Genomic DNA, 16663 nt, shown 5'->3' on the forward strand with positions numbered 1-16663 from the left:
GATCCTGGGAGCGGTGCACAGGCCCCGATCGGGTGCCAGATCGCCAGGTCGGGTGGTGCACAGGCCCCGATTGGGTCGGATTGCGCCACCGGCGGGATCCTGAGTGTGGTGCACAGGCCCCGATTGGGTCAGATTGCGCCACCGGCGGGATCCTGAGTGTGGTGCACAGGCCCCGATCGGGTGGCAGAGCGCCAGGCGACCGGTCGGTGACGGGGCTGCTCAGGCGGTGACGCCGAGCACGTCCAGCAGCTCCGACCCCGCCTCGTGGGGGACGAGATGGCCGACCCCGGGCAGCTCGCGGTAGTCCGCGCCGGGGATGAGCCGAGCCAGTCGCATACCGTTGCCGACCGGCATGAGCGGATCGCGGTTGCCGTGGACGACGGTCGTCGGGACGACGAGGCGGCGCAGACGCGACGCCCCGTGCCAGGAGGAGATGGCCCGCACCTGGTCGAGGGTCTGCTTGCGGGGGGTCACGCGCCGCAGCACCTGGGTGACGAGCTCGTCGAGCAGCTCCGGGTGGCCCTCGGCGAACTCCGGGCCCGTGTAGCTCGACCACAGCCGCTCGAAGTGGGCTCGCAGGTCGGTGCCGGCGGGCGGTCGCCGGAGGGCCTCGGCGAACGGGGCCGGATCCGGCATGAGGCGGTCGGGGACGGGCGGCGCCGTGCCGACGAGGACGAGCCGCTCGACGACCTCGGGGTGGCGGATCGCGAGCTCCTGGGCGATCATGCCGCCCATCGAGAGCCCGAGGACGGTGGCCCGCTCGACCCCACAGGCCCGCAGCACGTCGCGGGCGTCGTCGGCCAGGTCGGCGATGGTGAACGGTGCGGGCGCCGTCCGCGACCAGCCGGTGCCCCTGTTGTCGACGCGGACGACGAAGAACGCCGACTCGAGCCGGCGCAGCCATTCGCTCGGCCAGACGAGCCCGCTCGCGGTCCAGCCGTTGACGAGCAGGAGCGCCGGGCCGTCGCCACCCTGGTGCCAGTGGGCGGTCGGCGGCCGCGCCACGTCGATGCCGGCGGCGGCGCGCAGGGCGGCGGCGTCGCGGAGCTCCTTGGCTCGCCACCTCGAGGCCTTCGTCCGTATGCCGAGCGCCCTCGGACCCGCGAGCTCCAGGTCGGCGACCCGCCGCCAGAACCCCTCCGTGCGGATCCCGAGCTCGACCGCCGCGGCGAAGGGCTCGGTGGAGGTCGCCGGCGCCACCGCCTGCAGCAGCCGGTCCCGCGTGGACTCCGACACCTCGATCACCGCAGCTCCCTTCGGAGGACCTTGCCGGTGGCGGTGCGGGGCAGCTCGTCGAGGACGACGAACTCCCGCGGCACCTTGAAGCGGGCCAGCCGGCGGGCGACGAACTCCTTCAGCTCGTCGAGGTCGAGCGTCGCGCCCGCGCGCGGGACGACGAAGGCCCTCAGCGCCTGCCCGAACCGCTCGTCCGGCACGCCGACGACGACCTCGGCGACCGTGTCGTGCCGGCTCAGCAGATCCTCGACCTCGATGGGATAGACGTTCTCTCCCCCCGAGACGATCATGTCGTCCTCGCGTCCGTCGACGAAGAGCAGGCCGCGCTCGTCGAAGTGCCCGAGGTCGCCGGAGGACAGCATCCCGTCGACGGACTCCTTGCCGCCACCACCCGTGTAGCCGCTGAAGCGGGCCGCGCTGCCGACGAAGATCCGGCCGGTCGTGCCGTCCGGCACGACCGTGCCCTCGGCATCGACGACTTCGACGCGGACACCGGGCGCGCGGCGCCCTGCCGTCGACGGTGCGCGCCGCAGGTCCGCCGGGGCCGCGACGGTGGCCATCGCGACCTCCGTGGAGCCGTAGATGTTGTAGAGCACGGGTCCGAAGCGGTCGAGGACCTCGGTGACCAGCGGCACCGGGAGGGCGGAGCCGCTCGAGACGATCATCGTGAGTGCGGAGGTGTCGGCGGCGGCGAGCTGTGCAGCGGGGAGCGCGCAGATGCGCTGCAGCATCGCCGGAACCACGACGAGCGCCCGCGCCTCGTGCGCGACGACGGACTCCAGACATCGCGCCGAGTCGAACTCCGGATCGGTGACGATCGTCATCGACAGGCCCAGCCCGACGAGCAGGTTCGTCAGACCCCAGGCGTGGAAGAACGGCGCCGGGATGACCATCGTCGTCCTCGCGCGGTACGGCACCCGGGCCAACAGCCCGGCGACGCCGTCGGAGGCCTTCCCGCCCGACGGCCGTGCGGCACCCTTCGGGCGGCCGGTGGTCCCCGAGGTGAGGATGACCAGCCGCGCCTCCCGGCGGGGTGGCGGGACCCACCGTGCCGGCCGTGTCACGAGCTCTCGGAGCTCGGATGCCGGGATCGCCGGGACGCCGGTCACGAGGGGGGCGAACTCGTCGTCGTGGAGGACGACGTCGAGACCCTCGGCCCCGATCGTGTCGGCGAGCTGCCCCTCGCCGTGGCTCGTGTTGAGGAAGACGACGTCGGCCCCGAGGCGGACGGCGCCGAGCATGGCATACCCGAAGGCCGGCGCGTTGCGGCACAGCACCCCGATGCGGCTCTCCGGCGTGATCCCGCGGTCCGCGAGCGCCTTCGCCAGCGCGCCGGCGCCCCGCCAGAGCTGCCGGTAGGTGACCTGCTCACCCGGGGCGACGATGGCCGGCACGCCCGGGTACCGCGCCGCGGAGGCCGCGACGGCCGCGAGCATCCCCAGGCCGTACGGAAGGGCGGCCATCACGGCCCGCCCGATCCGGTCCGGCCGCTCGGGGAGCACGGTGTTGGCCCGCAGCACGGCGAGCGAGCTGCGCACCGTGCCCAGGCCCTCACCCGTGCGCGTGCCGCGCCGTTCCGCCGTCGCCGTCATCCCAGTTCCTCCTCGTCGAGCACGCCGGGCGCCGTGAGTGGCGCCGCCGTCCTCGCGAGGCGCGCCGGGACGAGCATGCCACGGAAGCCCGGGCCTCCATCGGCGGACCGGGCCGATCACCGCGAACCTGACCCGGCGAACACGACCTGGGTCGTCCGCCGGCAGGCGGGTCCGGGAGCGGCGGGTGGCGCCGGACGAGGCTAGGCGAGGCCGACCTTGACGGGGAAGGCCTTCATGCCGTTGATGAAGTTGGACCGGATCCGCTTGGGCTCGCCGTTGAGCTCGATCGACGACAGCCGCGGAAGGAGCTCCTCGAAGACGATGCGGACCTCCATCCGCGCGAGGTTGCTGCCGAGGCACAGGTGCGGGCTGCCCTTGCCGAAGGTCATGTTGTCGACGTTCTTGCGCGTCACGTCGATGCGGTAGGGGTCCTCGAAGAGGCTCTCGTCGCGGTTGCCCGAGGCGAACCACATGACGACCTTGTCGCCCTTGCCCACCTGCTTGCCGCCGAGCTCGACGCCGCGGGTCGCGGTGCGCCGGAAGTGGTAGACGGGCGAGGCCCAGCGCAGCAGCTCCTCGAGGCCGCTCGCGATGAGGCTCGGATCCGCCATCACGGCGGCGAGCTGGTCGGGCTGGTCGAGGAGGCCGAACATGATGTTGCTGATGGCGTGTCGCGTCGTCTCGTTGCCGGCGATGACGAGGAGGCTGAAGTAGTTGTCGAAGTCCCGGTCGGTGAGGGGTATGCCGTCCGAGGGCATCTTGTTGGCGAGGAGGCTCACGAGGTCGGTCCCCTCGCCGCCGACCCGGCCGTCGCGCAGCGCCCGGCCGTAGTCCCAGACCTCCTGGATCGTCGGGGAGCGGAACGGCAGGTGGGCCCACTCCTCGCTCTCGGGGGTGTCGAGCCGGTGCTCGGTGAAGTCGGGGTCGGTGTTCGCGACGAGCTCGTTGCCCCAGGCGATGAGCTGCGGCGTGTCCGACCGGGGCACGTCGAGCAGCCGGGCGAGGACCTGGATCGGCAGGTCGGCGCTGATCTCCTCGATGAAGTCGAACTCCTCCTTCTCGAGCGCGGCGTCGATCGTCTGCTTGGTCAGCTCGCGGAGGAACGCCTCGTAGTTCTTCATGAGGTTCCGCGGACTGAACTCGCGCTGGATGAGGGACCGGAGGGCCTGGTGGCGGGGACCGTCCATCTCCAGCATGGAGCGCCGGTCGTCGCGCAGCTCGGGGGCCACCTCCTCGAGGTTGACGAACTCCTCCGAGGTGAAGGTCTCGGTGTCCTTCTCGACGGCCCAGATGTCGTCATACCGCGTGACCGCCCAGAACCCGCCCGCGTCCTGCTCGTCGTTCCAGTGGACGGGGTCCTCGTGGCGCAGGGTGTGGAACATCCCCCACGGTCCCCCGTCGGCGGCGAACCGGTCGATGTCGGCAAGGTCGACCTCGTCGAGTGGCACGGGTGTCGGCTCGGTCATGGCGTCTCCTTCGAGGCGGTGGTGGTCGGAGCTGGGTCGGCGGTCAGAGGTGGTAGGTGTACTCGGTGAACTCCCAGTCGGTGATGAACGACCGGAAGCGGCGGATCTCGTCGCGCTTGTACGTGAGGAAGGTCTGGACGAACGTGTCGCCGAGGACCTCCCGCATCTGGGTGTCGGTCTCGAGCGCGTCGAGCGCCTCGTCGAGGTGGGTCGGCAGCATGGGCGACCGCTCGGGGTCGTAGCCGTAGCCGACGAGCGGGGCCCCGGGCTCGATCCGGTCCCGGACGCCGAGGTATGCCGCCGCGAGCAGCGCCGCGGTCGCCAAATACGGGTTGGCGCTGGCGTCGCCGAGACGCAGCTCGAGCCGGCTCGCGCCGCCGCGCTCGGGGGGTATGCGGACCATCGCCGACCGGTTGTCCAGGCCCCAGTCGATGAGCCACGGCGCGAGGGTGTCGGGCCCGAAGCGCTTGTAGGAGTTGATCGTCGGATTCGCGAGGGCCGCGAGCGCCGGGGCGTGCGCGAGGACGCCGCCGATGGCCCAGTGGGCACAGTCGGACAGCCCGTCGGCACTGCTCGGGTCGTCGAAGAGCGGCCGGTCGTCGTCGGACCACATGGAGAAGTGGATGTGGAAGCCGGAGCCGCCCTCGTCGTTGAACGGCTTGGCCATGAACGTCGCGAGCTTGCCGCGGTGGCGCGCGAGCTCCTTGACGGCCGCCTTGAACCGGTGGGCGCGGTCCGCGGCGTCGAGCGCCTCGGAGTGCCACAGGTTGATCTCGAACTGACCCGAGGAGAACTCGTGGTTGGCGGCGACGACCTCGATGCCGTACTCGCCGAGCTGCCGCAGCGACGAGAGGAGGACGTTCTCGGGGTCGCCCCGCAGGCCGGACACGTAGACGTTGCCGGTGCTCTCGCCGTAGCGTGCCCAGCCGTTGGGGGCCCTGTCGTTCTCCTCGAGGATGTAGAACTCCAGCTCGGGTCCGCAGATGGGGCGCATCCCGAGCTGCGCGAACTGGGTGACGACCCGCTTGAGGACCTGGCGGGGGCTCTCCTCCGAGGGGGACCCGTCGGGGTTGAAGACGTCGGCGATGCAGTGCGCGACGCCGGGCTCCCACGGCACCCGCTGGAGCGTCTCCAGGACGGGGAAGGCGAGGATGTCCGGAAGCCCGTCGGAGAGGCCGCCGTTGATGTCGACGACGTCGCCGCCCGGTGTCGTCCCGTAGACGGAACGGCAGAAGGCGACCCCGCTGCTGACGGTGCGCCCGAACCGGTTCACCAGGACGTCGCGACCGCGGTCGGTGCCGATGATGTCGCAGTACCCCAGGCGCACCACGTCGATGTCCTGGGCGAGCAGCTCGGCTTGGGCGTCCGCCAGCCCCGAGGTGTCGAAGTGAGCCATGTAGACCTCCATGTCTACTAGTCGTTCGGGTCCGAACAGTATCGGCTGTGCCGGACGAGGACAAGGCTTTCCAAGATCCGGATCTCACGGTATCGTACGGGCCCAAACGATTATGCCACCGTCGTCGACCACAAGGGAGCACACCATGGGCCAGCTCAACGGATTCTTCTACCCCAGGACCGAGCAGGGCACCGCGGGCGTCGTGCCGAGCCCTCCGTGGTACTACTCGGGGGATCTGCTGACCGTGGAGTACCGGACCGATCCCGCCCGTGTCAAGGAGCTGCTGCCCGACCCTCTCGGGCTCGCCGACGAGGACCCCGGGGCCGTCGCGATGATCTGGGCCGACTGGCAGTCCTGCAGCGGCTCGCGCGAGGAGCTCCTCGACCCGGTCCGCGCCCAGTACAAGGAGGCGTTCGTCGTCGTGCGCTGCTCCTTCGAGGGGACGACGTACTCCCGCTGCGTCTACATCTGGGTCGACAAGGACTTCGCCATCGCCCGCGGCATCCACCAGGGCTACCCGAAGAAGCTCGGCTCCATGTGGCAGACCCGCCCGCACCCGTTCAGCCAGGGCGCGCCACAGATCGGACCGGGGGGTGTCTTCGGCGCGACGCTCGCGGCGGGCGACCGGCGCCTCGCCGAGGCCGTCCTCACCCTCCGCGAGGAGTCGGACACCAACGGGTTCGTCAACGGCCACGCGATGGCCCATCACCGCATCCTGCCAGGCATCGAGGCCGGCTCCCCCGATGCATACAACGAGCTCATCTCCTCCCAGGGCGCGCAGTTCGAGCGGGGCCAGGCCTGGACGGGCGACGTCGAGCTGCGCCTCTTCTCCTCGCCCACCGAGGAGCTCGACCGGCTCACGGTCGAGGAGATCGTCGGGGGGTACTACTGCCAGGTCGGCGTGCAGTGGAACGGCGGACACTCCCTGGCGCGCCTGGCGCCATGAGCGCCTCCGCGAGCGGGAACGCGCCGGCTCCTAGAATCGAGCCCATGCCGCCGTTCGCCACGCTCCGGGAGACCGAGACCGCCGTCGGCGATCGCACCGGGCATCTGTCCATCGACTTCCCCGCCATGCACGCGCTGTCGAGCCTGCACCGCGCGGCGAACGCCGTCCGCACGTACATGACCAACACGGTCCTGCGCGACCGGGACATCTCCTGGACGGGCTTCGTCGTCCTGTGGTCGGTGTGGATCTACGACGGTATGCCGACCTGGCAGGCCGCCGAGAGCGCCGGCATCTCCAAGGCGACGCTCACGGGCGTGGTCCGAACCCTCGAGTCGCGGGGGTGGATCGAGCGCACCGTCGACAGCCAGGACCGTCGCCTCATCAACCTCGGCCTCACCGAGGCGGGACGTGCCCTCATGGAAGAGATCTTCCCGGCGTTCAACGCCGTCGAGGCCGACGTCGTCGCCGACCTGCCCGACCGCAAGGTCAAGGACCTCACGACGAGCCTGCGCCGCATCGTCGAGCGGATCGAGCGGCTCGACCCCGGGACCGCCCCCACCGAGAAGCCCGCCTGACCGTCCTCGCGGGCCTTCTCGCCCGTGGGTGTCCGCACGTGCCGAGCTGATTGCGCACGTGCCGACTTGATGTCGTCCCAGGCACGATTCGACGACAACAACTCGGCACGTGCGGGATGGGCCTTCGCACGTGCCGACTTGATGTCGTTCCGAGACCGATTCGACGACAACAACTCGGCACGTGCGAAGAGGTGTCGGGGCGTGGGCCGCCGAAGTCGTCGGTCCGCGGGTGCCGGGCGGCGGTGGTGGTGGTCAGACCCGCTGGCGCCGGGCCGCGGCGACGAGGGCGGTGAAGAGGGCCGCCTGGCGGCCGTCGACCGCGGCCGTGTCCTCGGGATGCCACTGGACGCCGAGGAACCAGCCGGCCGACGCCGGGCGTCCGACCGCCTCGATCGTGCCGTCCTCGGCGCGCGCCCACACCGTCAGGCCCTCGGCGAGCCGGGCGATCGACTGGTGGTGGTAGCAGGAGATCCCCAGCGACTCGCCGCCGACGACGTCGGCCAGCGGCGTCCCCGGCGCGACGGCGACGTCGTGCACCCGGTGGCGATGATCGGTACCACCCGTCGAGGCCGCGTCCATGTGGGCGTGGAGCGACCCGCCGAGGGCGACGTTGACGGCCTGGAGGCCCCGGCATACCGCGAGGAGGGGCCGGCCGGCCTCGAGGGCCCACCGCGCGACGGCGAGGTCGAAGGCGTCCTGCTCCTCGTCCATGTCGTAGTGCTCCGGGCGGACCTCGTCGCCGGTCCAGCGCGGTGAGAGGTCACCGCCGCCGGGCAGCAGGACGCCGTCGACGAAGCCGAGCCGCTCCCCCACCGCGGCGACGTCGACGGCCGCCCCGGGCGCCGACGGGTGGACGACGACGGGCTCGCCGCCCGCGGCATACACCGCCTCGACGAGGGCACGCGCGGTGACCTCGGCGCGGTAGCGCAGGGCGGACGCCGACTCGGAGAACCGGGCCGGCATGGCGATGAGCGGACGGCGCCCGCTCACGGCCGACCCACCCCGAGGACGTCGGCGACCTCGACCGGGGTGGCGCACCCGGGAGCAGGGGTCACGGCTGCGGGGGCTTGGGCTTGCGGATGCCCCGGAACTCCCAGTCGCCGCCCTGGGCCGTCGAGAGGACCTCCTCGCTCTCCGTCGGCTGCGCGCCGACGTCGGTGCGGATCGGCGTGGGACCCGTCACGATGTGGTTGCGGAGCGTGCCGAGGCCCTCGACCTCGACCTCGACGACGTCGCCGGGGTAGACGGTGCGCGAGATCGCGGGGGTCCCCGACAGCAGGAGGTCCCCCGGCTGGAGGGTGATCGTCCGGGCGATGTCGGCGACGAGGTAGTGCATGTCCCACTCCATCTCGTCGGTCGTGCCGTCCTGCTTCACCTCGCCGTTGACGAGGGTGCGGATCCGCTTGCCCCGGAAGTCCCAGCCCTCGACGACGCCGGGCCCGACCGGGCACAGCGTGTCGGCGCCCTTGACCCGCAGCATCGACCCCGAGTCGGTGTCGCGGAAGTCGTGGAGGCCGTAGTCGTTGGCCACCGTGTAGCCGCGGATGTAGTCACCCGCGTCCGCAGGCGCGATGTTGCGGGCGGTGCGGCCGATGACGATGGCGATCTCCCCCTCGTAGTTGAGCCACTTGCACCCCTCGGGGCGCACCACGGCCGCATCGTGGGCGCCCAGCGCCGACACCGGCTTGTGGAAGTACGTCGGCGCCTTGGGCAGGGCCGTCTGGAGCTCCGTGACCCGGCTGCGGTAGTTGAGGTGGACGCAGACGATCTTGCTCGGCGTGACGGGGGCCAGGTGCGTCGCGTCGGCGATAGCGACGCGGCGGCCGTCGCCGGCGACGAGGTCGTCACCGTCGACGCGGACGTCGACGGCGTTGCCGTCGAGGAGGATCCGGCGGAACTCGGTCGTGGGCATGGAGGGCTCCTGGGGGCTCGGCCGAGCGCCGGTATGCCGGGCGCTCGGCGGTCGTGGTCGGGTGCCGGTCAACCGGCGGCGGGCAGGTCGGGGCCGCCGGTCTGGCGGACGTACTCGGGGTCGGTCGGCGTGCGCCGCGATCGCGGGAAGCCGCCCTCCGGCCGGTCGAACCAGTAGTGGACCTGGCCGGTGCCGATGGAGTTCTCGTACTCGCCGTACTGCCGCCCGGTCGCCGTGCAGTCCCCCTCGCCGAGGGCTCCGATCATCATGAGGTAGTGGCCGAAGCGGGCCTCCGGCCGGTACCGGTAGAACTCCGGCATCGTCTCGAGGACCCGGGCGTGGTCGCCGGTCTCGAACCACGCCATCCGCTCGGCGTCGGCCGCGACGGCCTCCTGGGAGAAGATGTGCTCGGTCCCCGCGGCCTCGTGGTCGCGCAGCTTGCGCAGCGGCCAGAACGTGTGCGAGAGCGCGCCGGACGCGATGAGGACGACCTTGCGGTCGGACTTCTCGATGGCGTCGCCGAGCGCCCTCCCGAGGCGCAGGTTGTCCTCGGTGTCGGCCGTCTGGCATACGCCGATGGAGATCCACCTCTTGTCCGGCAGGCCCTTGCCGAGATACTCCCACAGGTTCGTCGTCGCGTAGAAGATCGGCAGGTGGTCGTCGTCGATGGCGGTGATGAAGGTGCTGTGGGCCGGGCCCTGCTCGGCGACGAGGCGGGCCAGCTCGGGGTCGCCGGGGAAGTCGTAGGGCCGGCGGGTCATGCCCCGCGGCAGCTCCTCGGAGGTGAACAGGCCGGCGCGCCGGTGCTGGGCGGTGACGACGAACTCGACGGTCGTCGCCCAGTGCGAGTCGAGGACGACGACGGTGTCGTAGTCGAGGGTGTCGAAGACCTCGCGACGCAGCTGCTCCAGCCCGGCGACGAGGGTCGAGTCCTCGCCGTGGTTGAGCTCCCGGCGGGTGGCCTCCGGGAGCATGATCGTGGGAACGTGCGCGAGCAGTCCCGCGCCGACGACCTCGCCCATCAGCTGTCCTTCCTCTCGGTGGTCCAGCCCGTCGGGGCGAAGACCGAGTTCTTCACGTTGGTGTAGAAGTCGAACGACCAGACGCCGCCCTCCCGGCCGATGCCGGACTTGCCGTTGCCGCCGAAGGGCGCGGCGAGGTCGCGGACGAAGAAGCAGTTGACCCACACCGTCCCGGCGTCGAGCCGGTCGCTCACCCGCTCCGCCCGGTCCGGGTCGCCGGTGACGAGGGTCGCCGCGAGGCCGAACCGGGTGTCGTTGGCCTTCTGGACCGCCTCGTCCTCGGTCGCGAACGTCTCGATGGTGAGGACGGGTCCGAAGACCTCCTCGGTGAGGATCTCGCTGCCGGGCGCCGCGTCGACGAGGATCGTCGGGCGGAAGTAGAGGCCGCCGAGCTCCTCGTTGGGGCCTCCGCCGAGGATGGGCCGGGCCCCGTCGGCGATGGCCCGCTCGACGAAGCCGGCCATCTGGTCGAAGTGCCGCCGGTGGATGAGAGCGGAGACGTCGGTCGCCTCGTCCCGCGGGTCGCCCTGGACGAGGGTGGACGCCTGCTTGGTCACCCGCGCCGTGAACTCCTCGGCGATCGTGTCGTGGACGAGGAGCCGGGCGCCCTTGAGACACACCTGCCCGGCGTTGTCGAACTGCTCGACCGCGAGGTCGACGGCGAGGTCGAGGTCCGCGTCGTCGAAGACGACGAGCGGCGACTTGCCCCCGAGCTCGAAGGAGAGGGGGACGATGTTCTTCGCGGCGGCGGTCGCGATGACGCCAGCGGTGGGCACCGACCCGGTGAAGCACAGCCGGTCGATCCCCGGGTGTGCGGTGAGAGGGGCGCCCGCCTGACCGCCCATGCCCTGGACGACGTTGAAGACGCCCGGCGGCATACCGGCCTCGGCCGTGATGTCGGCGAGGAGCGAGGCGGTGAGCGGCGCCCACTCCGGAGGCTTGGCGACGACGGTGTTGCCGGCCGCGAGGGCCGGGCCGATCCGCCACGTCGCGAGCATGAGGGGCGCGTTCCACGGCGTGATGACCGCGACGACGCCGGCGGGATCGTAGCTGATCCGCTCGCGGTGGTCGCGGACCTCCAGGTCCGGATGCGCGAGTTGCTCCGCGAGGTCGGCGAAGAAGCGGAAGTTCGTCGCCACCCGGGGCATGACCCCGCGCCGGTGGCTGCGCAGGAGCGAGCCGTTGTCGCGCGTCTCGACGACGGCCAGGTCCTCGACCCGGGACTCGACGAGGTCGGCGACGCGGCGCAGGATCGCGCTCCGCTCGGCGACGGGGAGCGCGGCCCACGCGGGGAAGGCCTTCCGTGCCGCGCGCACGGCGCGGTCCACCTCGTCGGCACCGCCGGCGCTCACCTGGGCGATGACGGTCTCGTCGATCGGCGAGACGCTGTCGAAGGTCGTCGCGGAGGCGACACGCTCGCCACCGATCCAGTGGCGTGTGTCCACCGGCACACCCTCGACGACTGCCTGGAAGTCCGACATCCAACCCCTCCTTCGAGATCGTTCGGGCCCAAACGTATTGCACTCGCATACCGCTGGTCAACACCGGGACGGGGCCGCGATCCGAGATCCGGCCCGGCACCTCACCGACAGACGGAGGCGGAATCCCGCCAGCCCCTTGCACAGGCGGCTCGCGTCCTCTATCTTCCTCGCCAGGTCGTTCGGCCCCGAACGACCTCTGGCAAGGACGCCAAGGAGATCCCCCACGTGACCACCCCCTCCCCGGACCACCCTTCCTCGGACCACATCGAGCGCCGCGATGCCCAACAGCTCCGTACCGGGCAGCTGAACACCTTCGCCATCGCCTTCCTCGTCGTCTCCGCCGCGGCACCCCTCACCGCCATGGCCGGTGGCGCACCGGTCGCCATGCTCCTCGGCAACGGGCCGGGCGTGCCCTTCGCCTATGTCATCGTCTCGGCGCTGCTCATCATCTTCGCCGTGGGCTACACCGCGATGTCGCGGCACCACACGAGCACCGGAGGCTTCTACGCCTACGTCGCCCGCGGACTGCGGCAGTATGCCGGCGGCTCGGCCGCCTGGATCGCCCTCCTCGGCTACAACGCCATGCAGATCGGGCTCTACGGCCTCTTCGGCTCGGCCGCGGCGAGCTTCCTCAGTGAGAACGTCGGGATCGACGTCCCGTGGTGGCTCATCGCGCTCGTCGGGATGGCCGTCATCGCCGTCCTCGGCTACCGCCAGGTCGACCTGTCGGTCAAGGTGCTGTCGGTCCTCGTCGCCTGCGAGTTCCTCGTCGTCATCATCGTCGACGTCGCCGTCGGCGTGCAGGGTGGCCACGGCGGCTCGACCGGGCTCTCGTTCGACTCCTTCAGTTGGAGCAGCCTCACCTCCGGCTCGCTCGCCATCGCCCTGCTGTTCAACTCCGCGTCGTTCATCGGCTTCGAGGCGACGACGATCTACAGCGAGGAGGCCCACGACCCCAAGCGGACCGTGCCCCGCGCCACCTACCTCGCCGTCCTCGTCATCGGCGTCTTCTACACCGTGACGACGTGGCTCATGGTCAACGCCCAGGGCTCCGACCAGCTCGTCAAGCACCTCGGCGGCCTGGCCGACCCGACGGGGTTCCTCTTCGAGATCAGCCAGACCTACGTCGGCTCCGCCGTCACGAGGGTCATGTCGCTGCTCTTCGCGACGAGCGTCTTCGCGGCCCTGCTGGCCTTCCACAACGCCGTCGCGCGCTACCTCTACGCCCTCGGCCGCGAGGGACTCGTCCCGGAGGTGATGGGCAGGACGCACCGGGTGCACCTCAGCCCGCACATCGGCTCGGTGAGCCAGACCGCCCTCGCCGTCGTCGTCGTCATCATCTTCGCCGCGACGAAGCAGGACCCCGTCCTCGCGCTCTTCACCTGGCTCACCCAGCTCGGGACGCTCGCGATCCTCTACCTCATGGCCCTGGCGTCCCTCGCCGTCCTCGTCTTCTTCGCCCGCCACCCCCACCTCGACGCGAACCCGTGGCGCACGAAGGTCGCCCCGGTCGTCGGCTTCCTCGCCCTCGGCGCCGTCGCCGTCTACGCCACCTCGCAGTTCGGCAACCTCATCTCCAGCCCGGGCAGCCCCCTGGCCTGGGCGCTGCCCGCCCTCATCGCGGTCGCGGCCGTCCTCGGTGCGGTCTCGGCGGCCGTCCTTCGCCGGGTCTCCCCCGACCTCTTCGCCATCATGGGCCGCCACCGCGGGGACGACCTCGAGCCGTCCACGACGACGGCCGGCTGAGGCGTCGCATACCGGCAGGGCCGGGGGCGCCGGCGAGGGGGCCGGACCGACCTACGTCTCGTCGATGACCTGGCGCGGACGCCAGGTGTGCAGCCAGATGGTCTCCGGCAGCTGCTCCAGACGGGCGAGGACGGACTCCTCGACCGGGTGGTCGGTGTCGCTCACGACGTACCCGACCTCGCCGCGCGTCGCGAGGTACTGCCCGACGATGTTGGTCCCCGCGTCGGCGAAGAGCCCGTTGACGCCGGCGAGGACGCCGGGCACGTTGGCGTGGAGGTATGCGACGCGCGACGCGCCCTGCGGATGGGGCAGTGCCACCTGGGGCAGGTTGACCGACAACGCGGTGTTGCCGCCGGCGAGGAACCCGGCGAGCTTGCCCGACACGAAGTGGCCGATCTCCTCCTGCGCCTCCTGGGTGGATCCCCCGACGTGCGGGGTGAGGATGACGTTCGGGAGCCCTCGCAGGGGCGACTCGAACGGGTCGCCCTGCGCCTTGGGCTCGACGGGGAAGACGTCGATGGCCGCTCCGGACAGGTGGCCGGAGAGGATGTGCTCCCGCAGCGTGACGTCGTCGACGACCATGCCGCGCGAGGCGTTGACGAAGACGGCGTCCTGCTTCATGAGGTCGAACTGCGCCGCACCGAACAGCCCGGCGTTGCCGGGACGACCGTCGACGTGGAGGCTCACGATGTCCGCGACGCGCAGCAGCTCCTCGAGCGAGCCCATCCGGCGGGCGTTGCCGTGGGCCGGCCGGTCGGCGGTGTCGAAGAACACGACGTGCAGCCCGACGGCCTCGGCGACGGTCGACAGCTGGGTGCCGATGTTGCCGTAGCCGACGATGCCGAGCGTGCGGCCGCGGATCTCGTGGCTCCCCGCGGCGGACTTGTCCCAGATCCCCTCGTGCATCTTCTGGGTCTTGTCGGGCAGCCGGCGGGCCAGGGCGACGATCTCGCCGATGACGAGCTCGACGACGCTCCGGGTGTTGGAGAACGGCGCGTTGAAGACGGCCACCCCCCGGGACGTCGCATCGGCGAGGTCGACCTGGTTGGTCCCGATGCAGAAGCAGCCGACGGCGCGCAGGTCGCGTGCGGCGTCGAGGAGGCGCGGAGTGATCGTCGTGTTCGACCGGATGCCGAGGAGGGCGACGCCCTGGAGGGCGTCGATGAGCTCGTCCTCGCCCATCGAACGGGGGTGCGTGTCGACCTCGAAGCCGGCCTTGCGGAGCCCCTCTGCGGCGACCTGGTGGATGTTCTCCAGGAGGAGCGCCTTCGCGGGCTCCGGTGGTGCGAAGTGGATCATGGGCACGAGACTAGGCAACCGTCTCGCGGTGCGGTCGGGCCGTCTCACTCCCGTCCTGCTCGTTGGGGTCGCAATCCCCAGGGGGCGGCGTTAGGATTTCGCAACGATCAAGCAGCTGGTCGCGTCGCAGCCCGCCCCGGCGGGTTCGCACATCTATACGGGCGGGTGACCATGTCGAGTCGCACGGTGCGAGAGCTCATTCTGGAGCTGGCCACGATCGAGGACGAGATCCGGCGGCTGCCCTTCGATCTGTCATGGGACGGCGACAGCGCCTCCGCGGACCTGCTCTCGCTCACCGACCGCGAGCAGCGGATCCTCCACGAGCTGCACGAACGATCCGACACGCCCGCCGGCACTCAGGTCACCGTCGATCTCGCGACGGCGACGGCTGCCGCGACCGCCTGCTCCGACGCACCGGCGCCTGCGTAGCCCGACGGGGACCGACGGGGACCGACGGACGAGATTCCGGCCGCGGCACAGCCGAGCTTTATCGGGTCACCCCGGAACACCGAGCTTCACCCGACCTGCCTTGTCGGGTGAGGCTCAGTGTTGTCGGGTCACCCGATAAAGCGTGGGGTCTGGATCTGATTCAGGGTCGGTCGACGCTTCCGGTGTAGATGACGTCGTCGGCGACGTCCGCCAGCTTGCGATTGGTGTCCATGCTCGCCTTGCGGAGGACCTGGAAGCCGTCGTCCTCGCTGAGCCCACGGGTCGCCATGAGGATGCCGACGGCCGTCCCGATCCGCCGGTTCGAGCGGAGGGCGTTCTCGAGCTGGCCCGCCTTCTCCTCGACCTGCGAGGCGCGCAGGGCCACCGCGGCGTGCGTGGCGAAGACACGGGCATACTCGATGTCCGCGGCGGTGAAGGCGTCCGTCTCGCGGCTGTACACGTTGAGCGCGCCGATCGTGCCCTCTTCGACGGACAGCCGGTGCGACAGCATGCTGCGGACGCCGGTCTCCTCGCTCGCCCGCGCCGCGAACCGCGGCCAGCGCCGCTCCAGCCGCAGGTCGCCGCTGCTGTAGAGGCCACCCTCGAGCAGGCTCTCCAGGCAGGGGCCTTCGTGGGTCTCGTACTGGATCCGGTCGACGTGGCGCGGCAGCTCGCCGGTCGAGGCCACCGTGGCGAACCGGCCCCGGTCCACCGTCGTGATGGCCGCCTCCTGGGCACCGAGGACGGCGACCGCCAGCTCGCATACCGTGCTCAGCGTGCGGGCGAGGTCGGGCTGCGCCTGGAGCGTCCTCGCGACCTCGGCGAAGTCCTGGGCGAGCGCCGCATCGAGGGTCGCGTCGAGGGACGCGGCGGCCGGGACCTCACTGACGAGGTCGCTCGGATCTGGCATACGGACCTGCCTTCGTTCGCGCGCGGTTTCGATGAGGCGACTCCTCCGAGCGGGTGCCCGTGATGTCGTGTCGCGCACCGAGATCCGCTCGCGATCGCCTCGTCGCCCGACGGACCAGGCTACACCCGGCAGGTGCCGTCGTTTGGGCCGACGACCACCGGGTAGAAGCGCTTCATGGATGCTTCCGCCGACCAGCCCGTCCTGGATCTGCTGACCGAGAGCCTCGCCGGACAGCACGCCCGGATCCGCGAGCTCTTCCGCGAGGTCCAGCGAGCCACCGACCCCGAGGCCACCGAGCAGGTCTTCTCCGACCTCGTCCGCTTCCTCGCCATCCACGAGACGGGCGAGCAGGTGGCGCTCCACGGCGCCGCCGCCGTCCAGACCGGTCGGGACCGCATCCACGAGGAGGAGGCGGCCGTCCAGCTCATCGAGCGCCTGGAGGACCTGGGCCCCCGCTCGAGCAGCTTCCACATCCAGCTCGACCTGCTCGCGGAGGCCGTCGATCGCCACGCCCGGACCGAGGAGAGCGTCGAGCTGCCGCTGTTCCTCGCGGCCGCCGACGCCTCGGACGTCGCTCGCCTGGTCGGCATCCTGCGCCTCGTCGAGGAGTGCGCCGCCGACCGCGCCCCGACCGCGTCGGTGCCGCACGCCGG

At 71.3% G+C, this 16663-nt stretch carries 15 protein-coding genes; 5 read left to right on the forward strand and 10 right to left on the reverse strand.

Annotated features, from left to right (window positions below; all coding sequences use genetic code 11):
• Nucleotides 1–219: 219 nt before the first annotated feature.
• From BN12_RS08360 to BN12_RS08375, 4 genes are all read right to left on the reverse strand, one after another.
• On the reverse strand, nt 220–1245 hold the full coding sequence (locus BN12_RS08360; protein WP_048551619.1) for an alpha/beta fold hydrolase: 1026 nt from the start codon (nt 1243–1245) through the stop codon (nt 220–222).
• On the reverse strand, nt 1242–2828 hold the full coding sequence (locus BN12_RS08365) for an AMP-binding protein (RefSeq protein WP_048551620.1): 1587 nt from the start codon (nt 2826–2828) through the stop codon (nt 1242–1244). Before BN12_RS08365 ends, BN12_RS08360 begins: the two co-directional genes overlap by 4 nt.
• Before the next feature lie 200 nt (nt 2829–3028).
• On the reverse strand, nt 3029–4294 hold the full coding sequence (locus tag BN12_RS08370; protein ID WP_048551622.1) for a cytochrome P450: 1266 nt from the start codon (nt 4292–4294) through the stop codon (nt 3029–3031).
• A gap of 43 nt (nt 4295–4337) precedes the next feature.
• Nucleotides 4338–5690 (reverse strand): glutamine synthetase family protein, encoded by a 1353-nt coding sequence (locus BN12_RS08375; RefSeq protein ID WP_048556140.1) that lies wholly within the window; start codon nt 5688–5690, stop codon nt 4338–4340.
• 145 nt (nt 5691–5835) lie between these two features.
• Here BN12_RS08375 and BN12_RS08380 point away from each other — a divergent pair, with 145 nt between their 5' ends.
• Together BN12_RS08380 and BN12_RS08385 are read left to right on the forward strand one after the other, a co-directional pair.
• Nucleotides 5836–6636, forward strand: a complete 801-nt coding sequence (locus BN12_RS08380) for an acetoacetate decarboxylase family protein (RefSeq protein WP_048551624.1) — start codon at nt 5836–5838, stop codon at nt 6634–6636.
• Nucleotides 6637–6680: 44 nt separating this feature from the next.
• The gene (locus tag BN12_RS08385) at nt 6681–7211 is read left to right on the forward strand and encodes a MarR family winged helix-turn-helix transcriptional regulator (RefSeq protein WP_048551626.1); all 531 of its coding nucleotides are present in this window, start codon (nt 6681–6683) and stop codon (nt 7209–7211) included.
• A gap of 252 nt (nt 7212–7463) precedes the next feature.
• On the opposite strand, the gene BN12_RS08390 is transcribed toward BN12_RS08385, so the two are convergent.
• The 4 genes from BN12_RS08390 to BN12_RS08405 all read right to left on the reverse strand — a co-directional run bounded on the left by BN12_RS08390 (nt 7464) and on the right by BN12_RS08405 (nt 11626).
• A complete protein-coding gene (locus BN12_RS08390) occupies nt 7464–8201 on the reverse strand; it encodes a gamma-glutamyl-gamma-aminobutyrate hydrolase family protein (RefSeq protein ID WP_200901177.1) in 738 nt (245 codons plus the stop codon).
• Nucleotides 8202–8262: 61 nt separating this feature from the next.
• Nucleotides 8263–9123: a fumarylacetoacetate hydrolase family protein gene (locus BN12_RS08395; protein WP_048551628.1), complete on the reverse strand. Its 861-nt coding sequence runs from the start codon at nt 9121–9123 to the stop codon at nt 8263–8265.
• A gap of 68 nt (nt 9124–9191) precedes the next feature.
• Nucleotides 9192–10145 (reverse strand): DODA-type extradiol aromatic ring-opening family dioxygenase, encoded by a 954-nt coding sequence (locus BN12_RS08400; protein ID WP_048551631.1) that lies wholly within the window; start codon nt 10143–10145, stop codon nt 9192–9194.
• Nucleotides 10145–11626: an aldehyde dehydrogenase gene (locus tag BN12_RS08405; RefSeq protein WP_048551633.1), complete on the reverse strand. Its 1482-nt coding sequence runs from the start codon at nt 11624–11626 to the stop codon at nt 10145–10147. Before BN12_RS08405 ends, BN12_RS08400 begins: the two co-directional genes overlap by 1 nt.
• Nucleotides 11627–11851: 225 nt before the next feature.
• On the opposite strand from BN12_RS08405, the gene BN12_RS08410 reads away from it, so the two are divergent.
• Entirely contained in the window at nt 11852–13372 is a 1521-nt protein-coding gene (locus tag BN12_RS08410; protein WP_048551636.1) for an APC family permease, read from the forward strand.
• 51 nt (nt 13373–13423) lie between these two features.
• Here BN12_RS08410 and serA read toward each other — a convergent pair whose 3' ends face one another.
• Complete coding sequence (gene serA / locus BN12_RS08415) at nt 13424–14671, reverse strand: phosphoglycerate dehydrogenase (RefSeq protein WP_048551638.1); 1248 nt, start codon at nt 14669–14671, stop codon at nt 13424–13426.
• Between the two features lie 186 nt (nt 14672–14857).
• Between serA and BN12_RS08420 the strand changes: the two genes are divergently transcribed.
• On the forward strand, nt 14858–15100 hold the full coding sequence (locus BN12_RS08420; RefSeq protein ID WP_048551639.1) for a hypothetical protein: 243 nt from the start codon (nt 14858–14860) through the stop codon (nt 15098–15100).
• Nucleotides 15101–15260: 160 nt separating this feature from the next.
• On the opposite strand, the gene BN12_RS08425 is transcribed toward BN12_RS08420, so the two are convergent.
• Entirely contained in the window at nt 15261–16010 is a 750-nt protein-coding gene (locus BN12_RS08425) for a GAF and ANTAR domain-containing protein (protein WP_048551641.1), read from the reverse strand.
• A 174-nt stretch (nt 16011–16184) separates the two neighbouring features.
• Here BN12_RS08425 and BN12_RS08430 point away from each other — a divergent pair.
• On the forward strand, nt 16185–16663 hold a 479-nt coding region (locus tag BN12_RS08430), incomplete at its 3' end, for a hemerythrin domain-containing protein (protein ID WP_048551642.1).

Origin of the sequence: Nostocoides japonicum T1-X7, assembly GCF_001046855.1 — a bacterium.
In the GTDB taxonomy this organism is placed as follows: domain Bacteria; phylum Actinomycetota; class Actinomycetes; order Actinomycetales; family Dermatophilaceae; genus Nostocoides; species Nostocoides japonicum.